The following is a 21205-nucleotide window of genomic DNA, read 5'->3' as shown; positions in this document are numbered from 1 at the left end:
TTTATAGTCAAAAAATGAAAGCGTATTTCTTTTTTGTTACGAATTATAACAGCTTTGAATTCTATTTAAATTGATTTTAAAATAATACGACCGTTAAAAATATAAAAAATCAACTTTGAAACAAAATAATACTATTTGATTCCCAGTACTTCTTTAGCCAATTCAATCATTTCGGGCGTTCCCGTGTTTTTATTCTTCTCGTCAGAAAGTTTTACAACTCCTTCCCAATGTCTGTTTTCAAGTTTAACTTCGGTTAGTTTTATAACCATATTCATCGACGGCAAACCTACATCATTGGTAAAATTGGTTCCTATACCAAACGACATTTTGATTTTGTCTTTGCAAAAATCTGTTATACTTTTTACTTTATCATAATTTAAAGAATCCGAGAAAACAATCACTTTTGATTTCGGATCAATTCCCATTTTAGTATAATGCGAAATTACTTTTTGTGCAAACTCAATTGGATCTCCGCTATCATGACGAACTCCATCAAAAAGTTTAGAATATTTTTTGTCAAATTGGCTAAAGAAAATTTCAGTAGTATAAGTATCAGTCAAAGCAATTCCTAAATCTCCGCCATAAACCTGTGTCCAGTGCTCGAGACTCATAAAATTAGCCATTTTAAACCCATATTGTGCCGCATGAAACATAAACCATTCATGCGCATGAGTTCCTAAAGGTCTGATATTATTAACCATTGCAAAATGTACATTGCTGGTTCCTATAAAACTTTCTGAACCAAATGTTCGAAGTGTATCATTTATCAAAACATGCACATCATAAGAATGACGGCGTCGTGTCCCAAATTCTAAAATCGAAACTCCAAGCTTGTTATAATTATCAATTTTGTTTTTGGTAAGCTCTTTTACGGCTTCGTCGTTTAAGCGAATTAAATGATTTGATTTATAAAAAAGCTCCGAAATCAAAGCCATCAAAGGTACTTCCCATAAAATCGTGCGATACCAATATCCTTCGACAGTAACTTTTATTTCTGATCCTTCCTGACTGATTTGAACTTCTGACGGATCATAAATATATCCGTGCAAAAAGTCGAAATACGTTGGATCTAAATAAGGACAATGATGAGATAAATATAGTTTTTCTTCTTTTGTCAATCGCAAATCTGCCATTGCATCAACTGCTTTTCGAAGTAAATCTGCAAATCCTGGCGGAAAAACATGTTTTCCCCTATTTATAAAACCATAACGAACTCTTGCCTTTGGGAAAAGTTTTATTACAGTATGCTGCATCGTAAATTTATAGAAATCATTATCTAAAATTGATTTCAGGAAAGTTGTTTCCATAATCTGAACTATGTTAATTATCAAAAACCGTAATCGCTAAGATACGCCAATTCGATAAAAGAAGAAAATCCTTTAGACAAACACTATGGTTAGATTTGTTTCGGAACGATTTTGAAAGCTGCAAGAGCTCGATTAGAGAGAAAAAAAGTTATAAATCGGCCATATTTTCTATTATAAGTAACCTGAAATTCTAATGCTCCGTCTTTTTCTTTTGCATTTTCAATGTTGACATGTTCATCTTTCTTATTCAAATAATAAAGATTCTCAATTTTTGAAATATTTTTAATTTGAAAGGTTATTTTATCACCATCATTTGCATGAACAATTCCTGAAAATGGAGCTGAAATTTCGCAGGAATTATCTACATATTCATCATAAATAAGTGGTCCGTTTAAAAATGCTTCTTTATTTCCGGTGTTACTTGCATACATTGACGACTCCGGAAAATGTGTCATGTAGAAATAATCGGGAGCCATATCAAAATAAGTGGGTGTAAATTTCTTTACAACAACTTGACGTTTTTCATCAAAATATCCATTTCCCCATGTAGCATCAATTAAGATCCATTTTCCGTCGATTTGAACCATATTCCAAGCATGATTTGATCCTAATCTTTTTCTTCCAATATCATTCAATAATCTTTTAGAATCTCCAGTTACGGACTGACATTTTAATCCCGATAATATCGCCAGATGCTGGTACAATAAAGAAAAACCTTCGCTTACTCCTTTTTTAGATCTAAATGTTTTCTGAGTTGTACTTGTACGCGCTAATTGAATTTGTTTAGCATTATCTGCCTCATTCTTAGAATTATAAGTTTTTGGTTCTGGCGGATTTAAATAAGTTTTTAAGTCATAATCCAAATTCAATGCAATCCAACTATAAATTGCTCTTGCTTTATCATGTTCTGATGTGAAGTCTTTTTGAATTCTTTCTGCTAATTTTTCTGTACTGCCAAAACTTGGATACTTTAAAACAATACTATCTATGGCACTATATTTTTGCGAATAAGACGAATTTAAAAAAACAATATTCAAAAAAAGAAATACAAAGGCGATTTTTCTTATTGCCATAACAAGGAATTAGGTTTAGGTAGGTTAAAATTTAGTAAATTTATTTTTAGTTATTTCGAAACTATTTTGAAAGAAGCGATACTATTTTGATATAGAAAGAAAGTAATATAAGAACCCATTCTTTTATCATAAGTAACCTGAAATTCTAGTGATCCTTTTACTTCTCTTGGATTTTCGATTTTAGTAGCTTTTCCTTTTTTTACATAAAAAAGTGTATCTGCTTTTGAAATATTTTTAATCCTGAAAGTAATTTTATCTCCATCATTTGCTTCTATTATTCCGGAATCAGGCGATAAAATTTCATAATTCCCTTCGATTGTTGCATCAAAAATAAGAGGTCCATTTAAGAAATCGTCTTTGTTTAATTTTTCATTCAGATAAACTCCGGAATCAGGAAAATGTTTTGCAAAAAAGTACTTGGGATCAGTATCAAAATAAACAGAATTAAAATAATTCACCATTGCTTTTTTGTTACTGTCATAATATCCTTGTCCCCAGGTTGCATCGACCAAAATCCATTTTCTATCAATCTGAACCATATTCCAGGCGTGATTTGACTGTAAATTTTCGCGGCCAATATCACTTAATAATCTTTTTGAATCGCCACGAATAACCTCAGCTTTCAAACCAACTAAAGTTGCTAAACGCTGATATAAAAGCGTAAAACCTTCGCAAACCGCTTTTTGAGAATCAAATGCTTTTTGCCAGGTTTTATCTTTTAATGCTTCTATTTGTCTCTGTTTTTCGGCTTCATTTCTGTAGCTAAATCGTATTGATTTCGGCGGATTTAAATAAGCTTTGTAGTCGTATTTTATATTCAAAGCAATCCAGCTGTAAATCGCTCTTGCTTTATCATGTTCTGTTGTAAAATCTTTTTGAATTCTTTCGGCAAGACTTTCTGTAGAACTAAAATGTTTGGGATATTTCAGTATAATATTATCAATCGCATCGTATTTTTGAGAATACGACAAATGCGGAAAAATAAAATTCAGAAAAAGGAATATGAAGGCAATCTTTTTTAGGATCATAGATTAAAAACTAGACTTAATAATGTCTTTTAATTCTTTATCTAACTCTGTATTTGAGATTTTATTTTCCTCGAGATTAAAATTAGCATTGAAAGTTGGTAATGAATAAGTAGCTTTGATTTGTGCGCCATATCTTGGCAAAGCATTATTGGCGATTTCTAAAACCGAAGCTCCTCCTCTAGGTCCCGGAGAAGTTGCTAATAATAAAGTAGGCTTTTGCTGAAAAACCTCTTTCGTTATTCTGGAACTCCAATCAAACAAATTTTTGAAAGCCGCAGAATAATTTCCGTTATTTTCTGCTAAGGAAACAACTAAAACATCAGCACTTTCTATTTTTTTCAGAAAAGCTTTTGCAAGTTCATGCTGACCGATTTCTTTTTCTAAATCAACACTAAATAATGGCATTGCAAAATCATTCAAATCCAAAACTTCGACTTCTGCATTTTCAAATAAGCTTGCTGCATAAGTCGCAAAATGTTTGTTGATAGAATGCTGACTATTACTTCCTCCAAAGGCTACAATTTTCATATTTATTTTATTTTGTATTGATTGCATTTTTCTGCAGATTTCAAACCTACAACATTATTACTTTGGGATTTCGAAAATCTCCTTTTTTATTTCAACAGAATATTCATTTGGAGCAATTTGCCCTCCGAATGATTTGGCGTAAACTTTGGTAAATTCTGCACCAAAATACAAAATGATTGCCGAATAATATACCCAAACCAAGATAATAATCACCGATCCTGCCGCACCATAAACACTTGCAATAGTTGAATTTCCTAAATAAAATCCAATTGCAAATTTACCAATCATAAAAAGAACCGCTGTGCATCCAGCGCCAATAAAAGCATCTTTCCATTTTATGATTCCGTCTGGTAAAGTTCGGAATATAATCGCAAAAAGCAATGTGATACTTCCTAAAACTATCACTAAATTTATAACATAAAATAAATACACGGTACTGTCTGCCAAATATATTTTCAGTCTTGAATTTAAGATGTCTAAAGTTGCGTTTAACATTAAACTGACTAACATTAAAAAACCAACAGAAACGATCATCGAAAAAGACATGATTCGGTTTTGAATGAACTTTTTCAGTCCTTTATTTGGTTTTGCTCGTAATCCCCAAATAAAATTAATAGAACTCTGAATCTCGGCAAAAACTCCCGAAGCACCAATTAACAACATAATAACTCCAAAAACTGTTACAAAAACATTACTATCAGACAATTGCACATTTTTGATTGCATCCTGAATCTGGATTGCTGCATCATTACCAACCAAACGGTTTATTTGTCCATAAAGTTCTCCTGTTACTGCTTCTTCGCCAAAAAAGAAACCGCAAATCGTGATTATAATAATCAATAATGGCGGCAATGCAAATATGGTATAATAAGATAATGCCGCACTTAGTTTAATCGCGTTGTCATCATTGAATTCTAAAAAAGTCGTTTTTAGTAAATACCAGCTTTTTGATAAAATATTTTGCTTTTCCACAAGTTTAGATTTTTGAGATTCTCTCAAATTTAAGGAATAATCAAGAATCTCTACTTGTCGATTTTTTAGTAAATATTACATTTTAACCATGTTATCTTTTAAAATCGCATTACTTTAAAACCTTATCAAATTGTTGTTGGGTGCCTAAATGTTTAATTTTTAGGATATTTTTAAACTCACGTCGCGTTGGTTTTATTAAACATGAAGTTGAATCTAACATTTTACCTTTAATTTGGGTAACCGAATCTAATTTCTTTAAATCTTCTTGTAAATAAATATCTTTAATTTTCAGAATATTTTTTTCTAATGCTATGGTTTGAATAGTCCAAAATATAGAATCTCTTCTACTTAATACCAATTGACCTTCAACACGTTTCGCTTTTTGATTAAGTGAAAACCTAAAAATAGTATCGATCCTTTTTTTAGACAATTCTATAGAATCACCTACTATTTTTATATCAAATTTATCTTTTGTGTCTTTAGTGATTAATTTTCCATCAACAAGATCATATTCAGACTTTAAAGAGTCCATTTTTTGTCTGTGAACTTTAAATTTAAAAAAATACTCTTTTAAAATTCTGTCTTCTTCAATTCTTATAAAACTTGAATCGCTATTTTTATACAATCCCTTAAATTTAGAAGGAAATCCATTTAGTTCTGAATCATTATCTGGTTGTGGGTTTTCAAAATAGAAAGCTAAACAACCGTCACATGCTTCTGTTGCTGCTGCATCAACTCTTTTACATGAAGTTAAAACAACAAGCAAAACCAGAATTAAAATTATCTTTTTCATGGCTACTTTTATTGATAATGACAAAAAATCCCTTTATCATAAATCGTCCATAAACTTGCTTTTTGGTTAGCAGCTTTTAGTGCGCAATTTGCCCAAGTATTACAAGTATAAAACAAACTGTAACTTCCTTTGGCTTCATAAAAAGCATCTTTCTTTCCGTAGCTGTAACCTTGAATCCATTCCGGATTTGTGGGATTATTGAAACTTTCTGAAATATAGGAGACTAACTTTTGATAGTTGTCTTTTGAAATCAGGATACGTTTACAATTTTCGCCTTCTTTTAATTGTTTAAAAAACGTAGTATGCATTGCCGATGAACTAACTCCGAAAATAGCTTTTAAAGCTGTACTTGCTTTCAAATCTGACCATTCTGGCGTATGCAAATAAAATCCTTTATCGCCCCAGCCAAAAGCTACAAATTGCATTAAACTATCTTTTGATTGTGTTTGACTGAATTGGATTTCATTTCGCCAATCTTTAATTTCAGTCGTAATTGGAACTACAATATCGGTATGAACTCCATTGGAAAGTATGTAAATAGGAATTGCGTCTTTTTCGTCAACTTTTGCAATATCAGAATTAACGGTAATTTTAGAAATCAGATAAACTGAGATTACATAAAGAACAAGAAAAGTAATGATTCCGAGGATTGTCCAGCCTAGAAATTTGAAAGTTTTTTTTAGCATTTTGGTTTGTTGGTTTTAGGTGAATAAAATGGTCTTTTTTGTTGTAACCAATTTTTGAGCCAAAAAAAATATGGTACGCGGATTATACGGATTCGCTAACGCGAAAGCGCGGATTTAAACGGATCTTTTTTATTATTTATTTTTTGTGTGGATGCTTATTTTCTTTTTTGTGTCATCCTGAGCGAAGTCGAAGGACACGCAAGAAACTCTACAAAATGCAAAACCAATCTTTATAGGGCTTCGACTTCGCTCAGCCTGACATACGTACCTTTTAAACATAAAAAAACTGCTGAATCTCTCCAGCAGTTTTAGTCTATTCTCTTTATTCTTTAATCTATTTTCTAGAATTTAAACGTTAAAACGGAAATGCATTACATCACCATCTTTCACTACGTATTCTTTTCCTTCAACTTTGAATTTTCCAGCTTCTTTTGCTTTTGCTTCTGAACCGTATTGAACGTAATCTTCGTATGAAATTACCTCAGCACGAATGAATCCTTTTTCAAAATCAGTATGGATAACTCCTGCTGCTTGCGGTGCAGTTGCTCCAATGTTGATTGTCCAGGCACGAACTTCTTTTACACCAGCGGTAAAGTAAGTTTGTTGTTTTAATAATTTGTAAGCTGCACGAATTAAAACTGATGCTCCCGGCTCTGTTAATCCCATATCTTCAAGGAAAACCTGACGCTCTTCGTAGCTCTCTAATTCTGTAATATCAGCTTCTGCTCCTACTGAAAGGATAATAACTTCAGCATCTTCGTCTTTTACTAATTCACGAACCTGATCTACATATTTGTTTCCGTTTACTGCTGAATTTTCATCAACATTACAAACGTATAATACTGGTTTTGCAGTAATTAATTGAAAAGATTCCATTAAAACTTCTTCGTCATTACCTTGAGGAGTAATTGTACGAGCAGATTTAGCTTGTAATAATGCTTCTCTGATTCTGTCTAAAAGTGCTTTTTCAGTTTGCGCTTCTTTATTTCCTGTTTTAGCAGCACGATTTACTTTCTCTAAACGTTTTTCAACAGTTTCTAAATCCTTCAACTGTAACTCGATATCGATAGTTTCTTTATCACGAATTGGATTTACATTTCCGTCAACGTGAACGATATTATCGTTATCAAAACAACGTAAAACGTGAATAATAGCATTACACTCTCTAATGTTTCCTAAAAATTGGTTTCCAAGACCTTCACCTTTACTTGCACCTTTTACCAAACCTGCGATATCAACAATATCAACTGTTGCCATTTGTACGCGCTCTGGTTTTACCAATTCTTCTAATTTGTTGATTCTTGGATCCGGAACGTTTACAACACCAATATTAGGTTCGATTGTACAAAACGGAAAGTTCGCACTTTGCGCTTTTGCATTAGATAAACAATTAAATAATGTTGATTTTCCAACATTTGGTAATCCTACAATTCCTGCTTTCATCTGTTGTTTCTATTTATTTTTTATTTGATCCTGAGTTTCTCAGGTCTTATCAGTAATGCTTCTACCTTAATATATAGGTGCTTACTTTAATGATCTATAATTTATGTTTTAATTTTTTGTTTCTGCCGAAATGATATTTTTTGGCTTTAAAATTTTGCAAATATAAGATTTAATAGCTCGTAAGTGAAGTAAAAATGACGATTAATATATTTTAAAGCACGACTAATAAAATAATTAAACTTTTTGCTAATATTTTGTTAAAAAATACTACATTTAACAACGATCAAAACAAAAAAATAAACCAAACTCACACAACCATGAGAAAGATTGCATTATTATTATTTCTACTAAACACAGCGTTTCTTTTTGCACAAAAAGAAATTTCGGGAGTTGTAAAAGACAAAGCAGGCGCGCCTTTACCCGGCGTTAACATTCTTGAAAAAGGAACTACAAACGGCGTATCGACTGATTTTGAAGGTAGTTACAGAATAAAAGTTAAAGATGGCGCTACTTTAATTTTTAGTTATATTGGTTACACTACTGTTGAAAAACAAGCTACAAGTGGCGATGTTAGCATTGTATTAGATCAAAACGGCGGTCAAATTTTAAGTGACGTAGTTGTCGTTGGATCGAGAAATACCAAAAGGACAGTTGTAAATTCAGCAGTTCCTATTGATGTAATTAATGTAAAAGATGTAACGACACAAAGCGGAAAAATAGAAATCAATCAGTTACTGCAATATGTTGCTCCATCGTTCAATGCCAACAAACAGTCCGGATCTGATGGTGCTGACCACGTTGATCCTGCTTCTTTAAGAGGAATGGGACCTGACCAGACTTTGGTTTTAATTAACGGAAAAAGAAGACATCAATCGTCTCTTATCAACTTATTTGGTACTCGCGGACGTGGAAATACTGGAACTGATTTGAATGCTATTCCGGTTGCTTCTATCAAAAGAATTGAAATTCTAAGAGATGGAGCAGCTGCACAATACGGCTCTGATGCTATCGCAGGTGTTATTAATATTGTAACTGCAGATAATGTTAACGAATTAACAGGATCTGTTACTTATGGAGCTTTTAACACAGATGCAAAAGGAGATTTTTTACCGGGAACTCCAAATACTAAAGGCTATAGATTAGATACAAAAGGAAATGGAAACTCTTACGGAAAAGACAAATCTCTTGATGGACAATCTGTAAAAGTGGCTGCCAATTATGGAGTTGCACTTGGAACAAAAGGCGGTTACGCTAATTTTACTGGGGAATTTATCAATAAGGAAAAAACATTAAGACCTGCCTACGATTTCAGAAAAGGTTTTGGTGATGCACAAATAAATGGATTGAATTTCTTTGGAAATCTTGCCGTTCCGATTGGCGAAAAAACAGAACTTTATGCTTTTGGAGGAAGTGGCGTTAGAAATACTGATGCATATGCTTTTACCAGAAATGATGGTGAAAGAGTTGTAGAATCTGTTTATCCTGGCGGATATACTCCAAGAATTACTTCAAAAATTAATGACAATTCTATCGCTGCAGGAATTAGAACAGAAACTTCTGGCGGATGGAAAATGGATTTAAGTAATACTTTCGGGAAAAATAAATTTCATTATGATATAAAAGGAACAATAAATGCTTCTCTTTTAGACAAATCTCCTCACGAATTTGATGCCGGCGGACATAGTTTGCTTCAAAACACAACTAATTTTGATATTTCTAAAAACTATCCTGACGTTTTAAAAGGTTTCAATATCGCTTTTGGAACAGAATTCAGAGTGGAGAAATTCGAAATTTTTGCTGGTGAAGAAGGTTCATATACTACTTATGATACTAACGGAAAACCAATTACGGATCCAACGACTCAAAGTCCGCCAACAATCCCGAATCCTGATTATGATCCTACAGATCCAACATCTTCTCCAACAATTCCAAGACCAGGAAGTTCTCAGGGTTTCCCTGGATATAGCCCAGCAAATGAAGTAAACGAAAGCCGTACCAACTTCTCTTTATATACTGATGCTGAGTTAGATTTAACTGAAGCTTTAATGGTAAGCGGAGCTGTTCGTTTTGAAAATTATAGCGATTTTGGAAGTACTATAAACGGAAAATTAGCGTCAAGACTAAAAATTACAGACCATATCAATGCAAGAGGTTCTATCAGTACAGGTTTTCGTGCGCCATCATTAGCGCAGGTTTATTATAATTTACGTTTTACAAACTTCAATGCCAGCGGAGCAACCGAAGTACTTTTGGCTCCAAACGATAGTCCGGTTACGAGAGCTTTCGGAATTCAAAAGTTAAACGAAGAGAAAGCGGTAAATGCTTCTTTGGGTTTCACTGCAACTTTTGGAGATTTCACAGCAACTGTTGATGGCTATTATATTAAGGTAAAAGATCGTATCGTTCTTACCGGATATTTTGATGCAAGTGCTTTAAATTTAGGAGTTTCTGAAGCTCAGTTTTTTGCTAATGGTGTAGATACAAGCACACATGGTTTAGACTTAGTTTTCTCTTGGAAAAAATCATTTGATTTTGGACAATTTGGAGCAACTTTAGTTGGAAACATTAACGATATGAAAATTGATAATGTAAAAAATGGTTCTCTGGATGCTGACACTTTCTTTGGAAAACGTGAAAAAGCGTTTTTATTAGCTTCAGCTCCGGACAGTAAATTTGGTTTGAACTTAAATTATTCTCTACATAAATTTGATGCCGGTTTAGCTTTTACACGTTTTAGCAAAGTAGTTTTGGTTGATTATAATGACGAAGACGATGTTTACAATCCAAGATTGGTAACTGATATAACTTTAGGTTATAAATTAAGCAAAAGCCTAAAAGTAAGTATTGGAAGCAACAACTTATTCAACGTTTATCCTACTAAACAAGATGAACAAGGAAATACGGAAGCTGGTGGATATTGGGATGCTGTACAAATGGGTTTCAGCGGAGCATACTACTATGCAAGACTTGGATTTAATTTCTAATTAAACATATTATTTCGAGCAAGGTTTCGACTTCGCTCTGCCTGACAAAAAAAATCCTGAGCTAAAAACTCAGGATTTTTTATATAAAAACGTTTCAAATTTCGCATTTCACAATTTACAACTAACAATTCACAATTGAACAAATTACATCTTAAATTCAAGCGAACTTAAAATTGCTTTTTCTTCATCAGTAGCAACAAATCCTGAAATATCCCAGTAATTGGTTAAGATTTTATTCTTTTTATTAAATAGTGATTTCTCTTTAAAAACATCACTTTCGCTATAAGTAAAATTGTTTCTATTGAAGTTTGTGGTTACAAAATTATTCCTAACCTGAATATTTTTGACTTTATCTTTTAATATCAAATCATACGCTATTTCTTCATTAGAACTCAGCACATAATAATCTAAACCATCTGTTCTGTAATTAACTTTTACAAAAGATCTCGTAATATGTTTAGAACCAATACTTGCTTTTTCTTCCGTCTCAGGAATATTTCCGGGAGCAATAGAAATTGTAAATTCAATAATTAATTTTTTCTCGGGATCGTAAGTAATTTCAAAACTGTCAATAGCTTTTTTTGATTTATTCAAAGGTGTAGCCGTCATGACATAATAATTTTTGTTTTTGGGATGCCCTTTTGTTATAAAATCATATTCTTTCTTTGTTTTTGGGTCCAGCAAAGGATCGAAGTACTTGAAATTAGAATAATTCTCCATTATATTATTCAAATTATACCCTTTTAAATCAGCACTTACATCTGTTTCCAATAAACCGTAAGATCTATTTTGTTCTACTAACAAAGTTGTATTAACCTTTTTTTGGCGGGCAACAAATTGAAAATTAACCAAACCATCATTATAATAAGAATATTTATTGTCAAGCATAAAAAACTCTCTTACATAAACTTTAAGTCGGTATGAATCTGCTAATTTTTGCCTTGAATTTGAAACAATTTTACTAAGTGTTTTAAATGGTTTTTCTTTTGAAACCACAATTTCATCCAGTTTATTGTTGTTACTTTTAAGATAAACGACAAACATATCTGGTTTTAAAGCTCCCCAACGAAGTGTTACTTTTTCGTAATTTGTTTCGGAAACCTGAATATTCGAAGCTCCGGTTAGCATAAAAGTTACTTTACCGTCATGATTACTTATTAACGTTTGTTTCGTTTTCATAATAAGCACGGCAGCATTTTCAATTGGCAATTGTGTTTCAATATCTTTTACAACAATTGAATACTCAATTTTCTGAGCAAATACGCTGACATTAAAACATAAAACAAATAAAAGTATTAGTTTTTTCATAAGCTATTATTAAATTTCCCGACCAAAAACAATGAAGCATTAGAAAATTATCATCAAATTAACTAAAATAAAACATTAAATACCAGTATTATACAAAAAAATTATATTAAAAAAGCGACAAAAAAAATCCTGAGTGTCAAAACTCAGGATTTTTTCAAATCTATTTGAGGTAAATAAAATTATTCGCCGTGCAAAAACGCTTGTCTATTCAACAAGGTTTCTTCATCTTCTACGTGATTATCATCTGGCACACAACAATCTACAGGACATACAGCTGCACATTGAGGTTCATCATGAAAACCTTTACATTCTGTACATTTTCCCGGAACGATATAATATACTTCGTCAGAAATTGGTGTTTGAGCATCTTCAGCATCAACCTCAGTTCCGTCAGGTAAAATTATTTTTCCAGAAAGTCTTGTTCCGTCTTTATATCTCCAATCGTCAGCTCCTTCATAAATTGCTGTATTTGGGCATTCCGGTTCACAAGCCCCACAGTTTATGCATTCGTCAGTTATAATTATTGCCATTTTGTTCTTGGTTACGAGTTAAAAGTTACAAGTTGAGAAATAATAATACGAAGATTTTATTCTGCTTTGTCTTATAACTTAATATAGCTTATTTTTGTGCAAAATTACAATCAAAACTCTTCATAAACAAACATTATGACATTAGAAACAAAAAAAAGTGTTTTTGTTGAATTAGGGAAATTCTTAAAACAATTCTCTGAAAAGGATACAATTAAAAAATCGGATGTTTTACATAACGATTTATTTTTTGATGATTTCGAAAAGCTGATACATTTATCACAATCTCATAATGGTTGGTATACACCTGAACAAGTGTATTTTGCCATAAAATCATGGGCAGACGCTTTAACAGAAGAAAACATTGACAAATGGCTTTCAAAATATGCAACTGAATTTTCTCAGGAAGACAAAAAAGAAAAAACAGTCGCTTTGATATTGGCCGGCAATATTCCGTTAGTAGGATTTCACGATTTCTTATCGGTTTTGATTACAGGAAATAAAGCTTTAATAAAAACATCTTCAAACGATCAGCATTTATTACCGTTTTTAGCCAAGTATTTAATTGCCGTTGATGAAAGCTTAAAGGATAAAATCACTTTCGAGGAAGGCAAACTGGAAAATTTCAATACCGTAATTGCCACTGGAAGCAATAATACAGCCCGTTATTTTGAATATTACTTTAAAGATAAACCTTCAATTATTCGAAAAAACAGAAATTCGGCTGCCGTTTTAAACGGAAAAGAAACTAAAGAAGATTTAGAAAATTTAGGCGAAGATATTTTTAGATATTTTGGTTTAGGATGTCGTAATGTCTCCAAACTTTTTGTTCCAAAAGGTTATTCATTTGATGCTTTTTTTGAAGCAATTTTCAAATATCAGGACGTTATTCATTATGAAAAATACGCTAATAATTATGATTATAATAAAGCTGTATTCTTAATGAGTAATTTCAAATTACTAGACAATGGTTTTCTGACCATTAAAGAAGATTCGAGCTATGCCTCGCCTATTTCGAGTGTTTTTTATGAATTCTACGAAAATATCGAAGATTTACAAACTCGTCTTGAGGCTGATGCTGAACAAATTCAGTGCATCGTGAGCAATGATTTAGTCAAAAATAGCACCTCATTTGGGCAAACCCAAAATCCTCATTTGTGGGATTATGCAGATAACGTAGATACTATAACGTTTTTGTTAACAACAAAGTAAAAAAATGTTCAATTATTTCGAATAATTTATCGCTTTTTCAGCTCCTATTGCCGAAATTTGCGTCTTTAAAATTTTCGACTATTAACAACAACCATGAAAAAACACAACTACAGCGCAGGACCAAGTATCTTACCTCAAGAAGTTTTTGAGAAAGCATCAAAAGCAATTTTAGATTTTAATGATTCAGGACTTTCTATTCTGGAAATTTCGCACCGAAGCAAAGATTTCGTTGCAGTTATGGACGAAGCTCGATCCCTTGCTTTAGAATTATTAGGCCTTGAAGGAAAAGGATATCAAGCCTTATTTTTACAAGGTGGTGCAAGTACAGCATTCTTAATGGCTCCTTATAATTTATTGAAAGAAGGCGGAAAAGCTGCTTATTTAGATTCCGGAACCTGGGCAACTGCTGCTATAAAAGAAGCAAAAAACTTTGGAGAAACTGTTGTTGTAGCTTCTTCAAAAGAAGAAAATTACAACCATATTCCAAAAGGTTATACAATTCCTAGTGATGCTGATTATTTTCACTGCACTAGTAACAATACTATTTTTGGAACTCAAATGAAAGATTTTCCAGCAACAAATATTCCTGTTGTTTGCGATATGAGTTCTGATATTTTTTCACGCAATTTAGATTTCTCTAAATTTGACTTAATCTACGCCGGAGCTCAAAAAAATATGGGTCCTGCAGGAACTACTTTGGTAGTTGTTAAAGAAGAAATCCTAGAGAAATCAGGAAGAACTATTCCAAGTATGTTAGATTACGCTAAACATATTAAAGCAGAAAGTATGTACAATACTCCTCCTGTTTTTGCAGTTTATGTTTCGTTATTGACTTTACAATGGATCAAAGCTAAAGGCGGAGTTGCTGCTGTGGAGAAATTAAACGACGCAAAAGCTGATTTGCTTTATGCTGAAATCGACAGAAACCCATTATTCAAAGGTGCTGCAGCGGTTGAAGATCGTTCTAAAATGAATGTTACTTTCTTATTAAACAACGCTGATCACACAGCTACGTTTGATGCTTTATGGAAAGAAGCAGGAATTTCAGGATTGCCTGGACACCGTTCTGTTGGTGGTTACAGAGCTTCTATTTACAACGCTATGCCTATCGAAAGTGTTCAGGTATTGGTTGATGTAATGAAAGCTTTGGAAACTAAAGTTTAGTTTTTTTCGGTTAATCGTTAATTTGTTTAACTGTTTAATCGAAAACTTGAATTGAATCCTAAAGTCCTAGCCCCGATAGAAGTGGAAATCCTTTTATTTTTTTTCTTTAAAAAAATAAAAGATTGTAACGAATAGCGGGATTAGCTCCAAAACAAAAGAAAAAATAATAGTTGGTTTAATCAATTAAACGATTAACCAAATAAACAAAATATCACAAAAATGAAAGTATTAGCAAATGATGGAATTTCTAAAAGTGGAATTCTAGCTTTAGAAAAAGGTGGATTTGAAGTTATAACTACAAAAGTAGCTCAGGAACAAGTAGCTAATTTTGTGAATGAAAATAATGTTGACGTAGTTTTAGTGCGTTCTGCAACTAAAGTACGTAAAGATATTATCGATGCTTGCCCAGGGCTTAAAATTATTGGCCGTGGTGGTGTTGGTATGGATAATATCGATGTTGAGTACGCAAAAAGCAAAGGAATTCACGTAATTAATACACCGGCTTCATCATCAGAATCTGTTGCTGAATTGGTTTTTGGTCACTTGTTTTCTGGTGTTCGTTTCTTGCATGATTCTAACAGAAATATGCCTCTTGAAGGGGATTCAAACTTTGATGGTTTGAAAAAAGCTTACGCAAATGGAACTGAATTAAGAGGTAAAACTTTAGGTATTGTTGGTATTGGTCGTATTGGACAAGCTACTGCAAAAATGGCTCTTGGTTTAGGAATGAAAGTTATCGCTGCTGATAGTTTTATTCCGCAAGTAGATGTAAAAGTTGAGTTTTTTGACGGACAATCTATCACAACTACAATCGTTTCTCAATCATTAGAATCTTTATTTAAAGAAGCTGATTTCATTACATTGCACGTTCCGGCTCAGGATGGTTACATCATTGGAGAAAAAGAATTGGCGATCATGAAAGATGGTGTTGGAATCGTAAACTGTGCTCGTGGTGGTGTTATTGACGAAGTTGCTTTAGTAAAAGCTTTAGACTCAGGAAAAGTTGCTTTTGCTGGTTTAGATGTTTTCGAAAGCGAACCAAAACCTGAAATGGCGATCTTAATGCATACTAAAATTTCATTGACTCCACACATTGGAGCTGCAACTGGAGAAGCACAAGACAGAATTGGAACAGAATTAGCTTCACAAATTATTACTTTGTTGAGCTAAAAAACAATAGATTAAATTTGATTAAAGGGATTTACTGCGTACCTGTAGTAAATCCCTTTCTTTTTTTATACTTTCGCAAGCATTTAAAGTATAATATGAATACAAACAAAAAAAGTATTAAAAGCAAGTGGATCATTCGCCTGATTCTATTCACAATTGCAATTGCTTTATGCTGTACCTCTGTCTTTGGCAATATTTTTTCGCTTATTATCGAAAAAGAATATTTTATTCCTAAGCAATCTTCTATTTTTACTTTTAGTGAAACCATTGGTAATGAAGGCTCAAGCGATGTTTGGAGATATGGAGAAGATTACAGCAACTATTATTTCAACCTAAGTACATTTGAGAATGATGTTTTATTTTTTCCTAAAAAGAACATTAATAATTGTCCCGGATTTAATCCTGAAGATATTACTACCTGGTGCAAAGTAAAGGTGCCAAAATACTAAATCTTAACATTGACTTTAATTTAAGGTCATATAAATAAGGTTTTGTATAATTTCTCGAATTTGTCGAACCGAGTAATTAAAAAATAGATTAACTTTAGAGGTATTTATTATTATTTTGTAGTAAATACCTTTCTTTTTTTAGTAAATTTGACGTCTAATTTAAATTCTTAAAATCATGTTTGAACAATTAACGCAATTAGTACAACAATACGGAGGTGATGCCGTAGTAAACAATTCTGCTATCCCAAATGAGCACAATGAAGCTGTAATAAGTGAAACTAGTTCTTCAATTTTTGCAGGATTGCAAAAGATTGCTTCAGAAGGTGGTGGCGAACAACTTGCAAGTTTATTTAGCGGAACATCGTCGATAGACAGTTCTAATCCGGTTGTGCAGCAAATAACACAACAAGTGACAGGAAATCTTGGAGAGAAATTTGGATTAAGCAGCGAAGCTTCTTCTGGTGTTGCAGCAAGCATGATTCCGCAGATTTTAGGTTCATTAGTAAACAAAGCCAAAGATCCTAACGACAGTAGTTTCAATATCTCGGATATTATTGGCGCTATTTCCGGAAACGGCGGACAAGCTTCAGGAATTATGGATACGATAAATAAATACGGAATGCAATTTGGATTAGATCAAAATGCTGACGGAAAAGTAGACGTAGCCGATGTTCTTGTAGTAACAAAAACAAAAGGCGGAATAGCCGGATTTATTGGAAAATTGTTTGGAAGTAAATAAATAAAGATTCTAAGATTCTGAGTTGCTATCCCGAAGCTTCGGGACTGAGCTTTTAGAATACTATAAAAATATTAAAGGCTGTTTGCTTATGCAAATGGCTTTTTTATTATTGAATATTAAAGTTCAGAAAACTACATTATAAGAATCTTAACAGCTTCTTTTGAAATTTAGTTGTAATTTTAAAGTATTGAAAATAAAAGTCATGAAAAAATGCCTTTCCATATTAGTTCTTCTGTTTACGATAATTGCTTGTTCTACTGCATCAAAAAATATTAGCGCAACAAATCCTGTACCTACGCCAAAAGTTGCTGTAAATGATACTGTGCGAATTGCCAATGATTCTCTTGAATACGAAGTTATTATAATCGACAATGGTTTTAGTACCTGGTTGACTTCATCAGCACTCCCAAGAAACTATTATTCGTTATCTTACCTCGAACTCAAAAATCGTTTGTACGTAACAGAGTGGAATATCAGAGCTTCACAACCCCAAAGATATAACCCAAATTTGTATGAAATGCAGATCGATTATCGACCTGATATTCATTACGGATATGAAGTAAATTACTTGATTTATAATTATATGATTTATTTTCAAAATACATACAAACAAAAGCTCTCGGGTTACGTTCCAATGCGATAATCTTGCTATATTTGTAATTGTTATAAATAAAGCATGAATAGATTAAAGAAACGTTGGGGAATCACCTCAAATCTACAAGCCATTATCATTCTTATCGTTTTTGCCATTACTGGATCGGCATCTGCGTATTTGTCTAAACCTTTTTGTGTATGGCTTGGTATTACCAAAGAAGACTTTGGCGGTTGGTTTACTTTAATCCGTTTATTGATTATTTTCCCTATTTATCAGGTTTTATTGGTGGTAATAGGAGCTATTTTTGGGCAATTCCGTTTCTTTTGGAATTTCGAAAAGAAAATGCTTAAAAATATGGGACTCGGATTTCTTTTCAAAAACTAAATATCTCTGTCTGATTTTTGAAAGTAATACGTATAAATCCACGTTAGTGTAAACGACGGAATTATATCTGTAAAAGGCAATATCTCCTCAACAAAAGTCAAAATACCTGCCACTTTCCCTACTCGACCTTTATACATTCTGGTCATAATAAAAGCCGCAATTGGAGCCCAAATTATATCTCCAAATTCTGCAAATCCCAAAACAGAATAAGTTAACATTCCTATTCCATCCAAAAGTAAACCTAGAATTAGTTTTCTGGTTCTCTCTTCACTTGTTACTCCCAAATCTTGCATATTCTTGTATTTAGATATTATTCGAATTTAAAAAGAATTAATTAAAGTAATTTATTTCTAAAAATGTTTTCTTGTTTAATTCCAACATGATTAACACATTAACTTTAATTATTTTACTTTTTCTTTTTCTCACTTACTGCAAATAATACGCCAAAATTTCCATCAGTCTGAATCCAATTTTCTGACGGAACATAAGCTCTTGATACAAATCCATCGAGATACAACGCATTTTTACATCCTAAACTTTTAAAATAATTGGCAAAATCGTAGAAATTAATCTCTTTTTTAGAAAGCACAAATACTACTTTCCCATCTGGCAAAATACCTACTCCATTTCTAATATTTAAATTAGCTGACCCTTTCTTAAAATCAGGATGAATCTCGCCATCAATCACCAACATTGGTCCGGATTGCGTTGCATATTCTATTTTTTCGTTATTTTTAAATTTTTCAGTTGTAGAAATTTCAGCCGTTTTTCCGGTTGTTAAATAAAATACTCCGTTAGGTTTTAAATAGAAATTTCCTTCGGCTTTAGTGGTGTCTAATGGAGATAAAACTTTCCCCTTTTCAATATAAAGACCTTGCGGCGAATTATCTTTTTTATACATTCCGCCATTCATCGCAAAACTTAATGATAAATTATTCTTTTCTGTCCAATTTTTCAAATTTAGAATACTTCCAAAATTTTGTCCAGCTTCATTTTTCCAAAACAATTTCAAATCTTGTTTTTTAAGATCGACTTTATAGACCACAAATTGATCTTGAGTATATAGTTTTGCATTGACAAAAATTGCAAGTACAACTATTGCTAATCCCAGAATTCCAAATTTTAATTTCATTCTTTATATAGTTTATTATAAATGTAAAATAAAAAACCTAATAATCATTTATATCAATCTCTTCTTAAATTTCTGTTACAACACATTTTTATATCGGGAGAATCTTTGTTTCTTTGTAGAAACAGTTTCAAAATGATACACGCAAAAAATATACATAAATTCTACGACCAACTCGAAGTTCTTAAAGGAGTTGATTTGCATATTAAAAAAGGAGAAATTGTTTCTATCGTTGGCGCTTCTGGTGCCGGAAAAACGACTTTATTGCATATTTTAGGTACACTTGACAAACCTTCGAAAGCTGACACAGAGAGTTCTTTGACTATAAACGGTCAAAATGTTCTGGGTTTTAATGATAAAGCATTATCAAAATTCCGAAATTTAAATCTAGGTTTCATTTTTCAGTTTCACCAACTTTTACCTGAGTTTACAGCTTTAGAAAATGTTTGTATTCCCGCTTATATTGCAGGAAAAAAACCTTCAGAAACCGAAGCTGAAGCCAAAAAACTATTGACCTTTTTAGGATTATCACATCGAATTGATCATAAACCAAACGAACTTTCCGGCGGAGAACAACAGCGTGTTGCCGTTGCGAGAGCTTTAATTAATAAGCCGGACGTTATTTTTGCCGATGAACCTTCCGGGAATCTCGACACACATTCTGCCGAAAATTTACATCAGTTATTCTTTCAGCTTCGTGACGAATTTGGACAAACTTTTGTTATCGTAACTCACAACGAAGAACTTGCAAATATGGCCGATAGAAAATTGGTAATGGTTGATGGTTTAATTAGTAATTAGGAGCTATTTCCTGCTATCATTCCAATCTTTTTTATTGTAGAAAAAACAATAAAAAAGGATTTTCCCTTTTATCAGGGCTAAGGATTTATGTATTTCAAGAACTTTCATTTCAATTATGACCAAAAAAGAACTTAAAGAATTTCTCGACGAAAAAGTCATTCAATATAACAATCAGGATTTCATTGAAAGCGATCCTGTACAAATTCCGCATTTATTTTCTCAAAAAGAAGACATCGAAATCGCCGGTTTCCTGAGTGCTACAATCGCATGGGGAAATCGTAAAATGATTATCAAAAATTCCCACCAAATGATGGAATTAATGGGTAATACACCTTACGATTTTGTTATGTCACATACTGATGAAGATTTAGAAAGACTGGAAAGTTTTGTTCATCGTACTTTTAATGGAAAAGATTTTGGAGGTTTTATAAAAGGTTTACAACACATTTACAAAAAACATAATGGTTTGGAAGCTGTTTTTGCCAAAAATCAGGAAACTGACAGTTTGCAAAAAAGTATAAGCGAATTCAAAAAGATCTTTTTTGAAATCGATCATTTACCACGAACTCAAAAACATATTTCAGATCCTTTAAACAATTCGGCAGCAAAAAGAATCAATATGTATTTGCGATGGATGGTTCGTCAAGACGCAAAAGGAGTCGATTTAGGAATTTGGAAAACCATTTCTCCTTCCGCATTATCTTGTCCGTTAGATGTGCATTCCGGAAATGTTGCCAGAAAATTAGGTTTGCTTTCGCGAAAGCAAAACGACGGAAAAGCTTTAGCCGAATTAGATTTAAAATTGAGAGAGATGGACGCACAAGATCCTGTTAAATATGATTTTGCACTTTTTGGATTAGGTGTTTTTGAAGGATTTTAGCCTCAAAACCAGTAGATTTCATTAGCTTTTCTC

Annotated in this window: 22 protein-coding genes; 10 read left to right on the top strand and 12 right to left on the bottom strand. The window is 32.5% G+C overall.

The window, feature by feature from the left end:
- Nucleotides 1–131: 131 nt before the first annotated feature.
- From pncB to ychF, 8 genes are all read right to left on the bottom strand, one after another.
- Complete coding sequence (gene pncB / locus CLU81_RS21000; protein ID WP_099711593.1) at nucleotides 132–1307, bottom strand: nicotinate phosphoribosyltransferase; 1176 nt, start codon at nucleotides 1305–1307, stop codon at nucleotides 132–134.
- 89 nt (nucleotides 1308–1396) lie between these two features.
- Nucleotides 1397–2380: a transglutaminase domain-containing protein gene (locus CLU81_RS20995; protein ID WP_099711592.1), complete on the bottom strand. Its 984-nt coding sequence runs from the start codon at nucleotides 2378–2380 to the stop codon at nucleotides 1397–1399.
- 50 nt (nucleotides 2381–2430) lie between these two features.
- Nucleotides 2431–3408, bottom strand: a complete 978-nt coding sequence (locus CLU81_RS20990; protein WP_099711591.1) for a transglutaminase domain-containing protein — start codon at nucleotides 3406–3408, stop codon at nucleotides 2431–2433.
- Between the two features lie 3 nt (nucleotides 3409–3411).
- Nucleotides 3412–3936 (bottom strand): NADPH-dependent FMN reductase, encoded by a 525-nt coding sequence (locus tag CLU81_RS20985; RefSeq protein WP_099712823.1) that lies wholly within the window; start codon nucleotides 3934–3936, stop codon nucleotides 3412–3414.
- Between the two features lie 57 nt (nucleotides 3937–3993).
- Nucleotides 3994–4908: a YihY/virulence factor BrkB family protein gene (locus CLU81_RS20980; RefSeq protein WP_099711590.1), complete on the bottom strand. Its 915-nt coding sequence runs from the start codon at nucleotides 4906–4908 to the stop codon at nucleotides 3994–3996.
- A gap of 109 nt (nucleotides 4909–5017) precedes the next feature.
- On the bottom strand, nucleotides 5018–5701 hold the full coding sequence (locus CLU81_RS20975; RefSeq protein ID WP_099711589.1) for a lipoprotein: 684 nt from the start codon (nucleotides 5699–5701) through the stop codon (nucleotides 5018–5020).
- A gap of 8 nt (nucleotides 5702–5709) precedes the next feature.
- Nucleotides 5710–6387, bottom strand: coding sequence for a TIGR02117 family protein (locus CLU81_RS20970; RefSeq protein WP_099711588.1), 678 nt, complete (start codon nucleotides 6385–6387; stop codon nucleotides 5710–5712).
- Between the two features lie 348 nt (nucleotides 6388–6735).
- Nucleotides 6736–7830, bottom strand: a complete 1095-nt coding sequence (gene ychF, locus CLU81_RS20965; protein ID WP_053473683.1) for a redox-regulated ATPase YchF — start codon at nucleotides 7828–7830, stop codon at nucleotides 6736–6738.
- Between the two features lie 317 nt (nucleotides 7831–8147).
- Between ychF and CLU81_RS20960 the strand changes: the two genes are divergently transcribed.
- Entirely contained in the window at nucleotides 8148–10814 is a 2667-nt protein-coding gene (locus tag CLU81_RS20960) for a TonB-dependent receptor (protein WP_099712822.1), read from the top strand.
- A 144-nt stretch (nucleotides 10815–10958) separates the two neighbouring features.
- On the opposite strand, the gene CLU81_RS20955 is transcribed toward CLU81_RS20960, so the two are convergent.
- On the bottom strand, nucleotides 10959–12122 hold the full coding sequence (locus tag CLU81_RS20955; RefSeq protein WP_099711587.1) for a hypothetical protein: 1164 nt from the start codon (nucleotides 12120–12122) through the stop codon (nucleotides 10959–10961).
- A 179-nt stretch (nucleotides 12123–12301) separates the two neighbouring features.
- Nucleotides 12302–12652 (bottom strand): 4Fe-4S dicluster domain-containing protein, encoded by a 351-nt coding sequence (locus CLU81_RS20950; RefSeq protein WP_099711586.1) that lies wholly within the window; start codon nucleotides 12650–12652, stop codon nucleotides 12302–12304.
- Nucleotides 12653–12787: 135 nt separating this feature from the next.
- Here CLU81_RS20950 and CLU81_RS20945 point away from each other — a divergent pair, with 135 nt between their 5' ends.
- The 7 genes from CLU81_RS20945 (at nucleotide 12788) to CLU81_RS20915 (ending at nucleotide 18362) form a co-directional block, all read left to right on the top strand.
- Entirely contained in the window at nucleotides 12788–13861 is a 1074-nt protein-coding gene (locus CLU81_RS20945) for an acyl-CoA reductase (RefSeq protein ID WP_099711585.1), read from the top strand.
- Between the two features lie 93 nt (nucleotides 13862–13954).
- Nucleotides 13955–15025, top strand: coding sequence for a 3-phosphoserine/phosphohydroxythreonine transaminase (gene serC / locus CLU81_RS20940; RefSeq protein WP_099711584.1), 1071 nt, complete (start codon nucleotides 13955–13957; stop codon nucleotides 15023–15025).
- Between the two features lie 219 nt (nucleotides 15026–15244).
- Nucleotides 15245–16195, top strand: coding sequence for a D-2-hydroxyacid dehydrogenase (locus CLU81_RS20935; RefSeq protein WP_099711583.1), 951 nt, complete (start codon nucleotides 15245–15247; stop codon nucleotides 16193–16195).
- 95 nt (nucleotides 16196–16290) lie between these two features.
- On the top strand, nucleotides 16291–16644 hold the full coding sequence (locus CLU81_RS20930) for a hypothetical protein (protein ID WP_099711582.1): 354 nt from the start codon (nucleotides 16291–16293) through the stop codon (nucleotides 16642–16644).
- A 175-nt stretch (nucleotides 16645–16819) separates the two neighbouring features.
- A complete protein-coding gene (locus CLU81_RS20925) occupies nucleotides 16820–17383 on the top strand; it encodes a DUF937 domain-containing protein (protein WP_099711581.1) in 564 nt (187 codons plus the stop codon).
- Nucleotides 17384–17585: 202 nt separating this feature from the next.
- Entirely contained in the window at nucleotides 17586–18026 is a 441-nt protein-coding gene (locus CLU81_RS20920) for a DUF6146 family protein (protein WP_099711580.1), read from the top strand.
- 33 nt (nucleotides 18027–18059) lie between these two features.
- Nucleotides 18060–18362, top strand: coding sequence for a DUF6787 family protein (locus CLU81_RS20915; RefSeq protein ID WP_099711579.1), 303 nt, complete (start codon nucleotides 18060–18062; stop codon nucleotides 18360–18362).
- Here the strand turns inward: CLU81_RS20915 and CLU81_RS20910 are convergent.
- Nucleotides 18359–18655, bottom strand: coding sequence for a hypothetical protein (locus CLU81_RS20910; RefSeq protein ID WP_099711578.1), 297 nt, complete (start codon nucleotides 18653–18655; stop codon nucleotides 18359–18361). The genes CLU81_RS20915 and CLU81_RS20910 overlap by 4 nt on opposite strands.
- A 113-nt stretch (nucleotides 18656–18768) precedes the next feature.
- Complete coding sequence (locus CLU81_RS20905) at nucleotides 18769–19494, bottom strand: phosphodiester glycosidase family protein (RefSeq protein WP_099711577.1); 726 nt, start codon at nucleotides 19492–19494, stop codon at nucleotides 18769–18771.
- Nucleotides 19495–19626: 132 nt separating this feature from the next.
- On the opposite strand from CLU81_RS20905, the gene CLU81_RS20900 reads away from it, so the two are divergent.
- Both CLU81_RS20900 and CLU81_RS20895 read left to right on the top strand, forming a co-directional pair.
- A complete protein-coding gene (locus CLU81_RS20900) occupies nucleotides 19627–20292 on the top strand; it encodes an ABC transporter ATP-binding protein (RefSeq protein ID WP_099711576.1) in 666 nt (221 codons plus the stop codon).
- A gap of 115 nt (nucleotides 20293–20407) precedes the next feature.
- Entirely contained in the window at nucleotides 20408–21172 is a 765-nt protein-coding gene (locus tag CLU81_RS20895) for a TIGR02757 family protein (RefSeq protein WP_099711575.1), read from the top strand.
- The last annotated feature ends 33 nt before the right edge of the window (nucleotides 21173–21205 follow it).

The organism is Flavobacterium sp. 9, assembly GCF_002754195.1.
GTDB lineage: Bacteria > Bacteroidota > Bacteroidia > Flavobacteriales > Flavobacteriaceae > Flavobacterium.
Note: the sequence above shows the minus strand (reverse complement) of the source record. Positions and strands in the feature narration are given on the sequence as shown.

Coding starts and splice junctions, on each gene's coding strand:
- pncB (WP_099711593.1), bottom strand. CDS start 1,307: ATGGAAACAACTTTCCTGAAATCAATTTTAGATAATGATTTCTATAAA.
- CLU81_RS20995 (WP_099711592.1), bottom strand. CDS start 2,380: ATGGCAATAAGAAAAATCGCCTTTGTATTTCTTTTTTTGAATATTGTT.
- CLU81_RS20990 (WP_099711591.1), bottom strand. CDS start 3,408: ATGATCCTAAAAAAGATTGCCTTCATATTCCTTTTTCTGAATTTTATT.
- CLU81_RS20985 (WP_099712823.1), bottom strand. CDS start 3,936: ATGAAAATTGTAGCCTTTGGAGGAAGTAATAGTCAGCATTCTATCAAC.
- CLU81_RS20975 (WP_099711589.1), bottom strand. CDS start 5,701: ATGAAAAAGATAATTTTAATTCTGGTTTTGCTTGTTGTTTTAACTTCA.
- CLU81_RS20970 (WP_099711588.1), bottom strand. CDS start 6,387: ATGCTAAAAAAAACTTTCAAATTTCTAGGCTGGACAATCCTCGGAATC.
- ychF (WP_053473683.1), bottom strand. CDS start 7,830: ATGAAAGCAGGAATTGTAGGATTACCAAATGTTGGAAAATCAACATTA.
- CLU81_RS20960 (WP_099712822.1), top strand. CDS start 8,148: ATGAGAAAGATTGCATTATTATTATTTCTACTAAACACAGCGTTTCTT.
- CLU81_RS20955 (WP_099711587.1), bottom strand. CDS start 12,122: ATGAAAAAACTAATACTTTTATTTGTTTTATGTTTTAATGTCAGCGTA.
- CLU81_RS20950 (WP_099711586.1), bottom strand. CDS start 12,652: ATGGCAATAATTATAACTGACGAATGCATAAACTGTGGGGCTTGTGAA.
- CLU81_RS20945 (WP_099711585.1), top strand. CDS start 12,788: ATGACATTAGAAACAAAAAAAAGTGTTTTTGTTGAATTAGGGAAATTC.
- serC (WP_099711584.1), top strand. CDS start 13,955: ATGAAAAAACACAACTACAGCGCAGGACCAAGTATCTTACCTCAAGAA.
- CLU81_RS20935 (WP_099711583.1), top strand. CDS start 15,245: ATGAAAGTATTAGCAAATGATGGAATTTCTAAAAGTGGAATTCTAGCT.
- CLU81_RS20930 (WP_099711582.1), top strand. CDS start 16,291: ATGAATACAAACAAAAAAAGTATTAAAAGCAAGTGGATCATTCGCCTG.
- CLU81_RS20925 (WP_099711581.1), top strand. CDS start 16,820: ATGTTTGAACAATTAACGCAATTAGTACAACAATACGGAGGTGATGCC.
- CLU81_RS20920 (WP_099711580.1), top strand. CDS start 17,586: ATGAAAAAATGCCTTTCCATATTAGTTCTTCTGTTTACGATAATTGCT.
- CLU81_RS20915 (WP_099711579.1), top strand. CDS start 18,060: ATGAATAGATTAAAGAAACGTTGGGGAATCACCTCAAATCTACAAGCC.
- CLU81_RS20910 (WP_099711578.1), bottom strand. CDS start 18,655: ATGCAAGATTTGGGAGTAACAAGTGAAGAGAGAACCAGAAAACTAATT.
- CLU81_RS20905 (WP_099711577.1), bottom strand. CDS start 19,494: ATGAAATTAAAATTTGGAATTCTGGGATTAGCAATAGTTGTACTTGCA.
- CLU81_RS20900 (WP_099711576.1), top strand. CDS start 19,627: ATGATACACGCAAAAAATATACATAAATTCTACGACCAACTCGAAGTT.
- CLU81_RS20895 (WP_099711575.1), top strand. CDS start 20,408: ATGACCAAAAAAGAACTTAAAGAATTTCTCGACGAAAAAGTCATTCAA.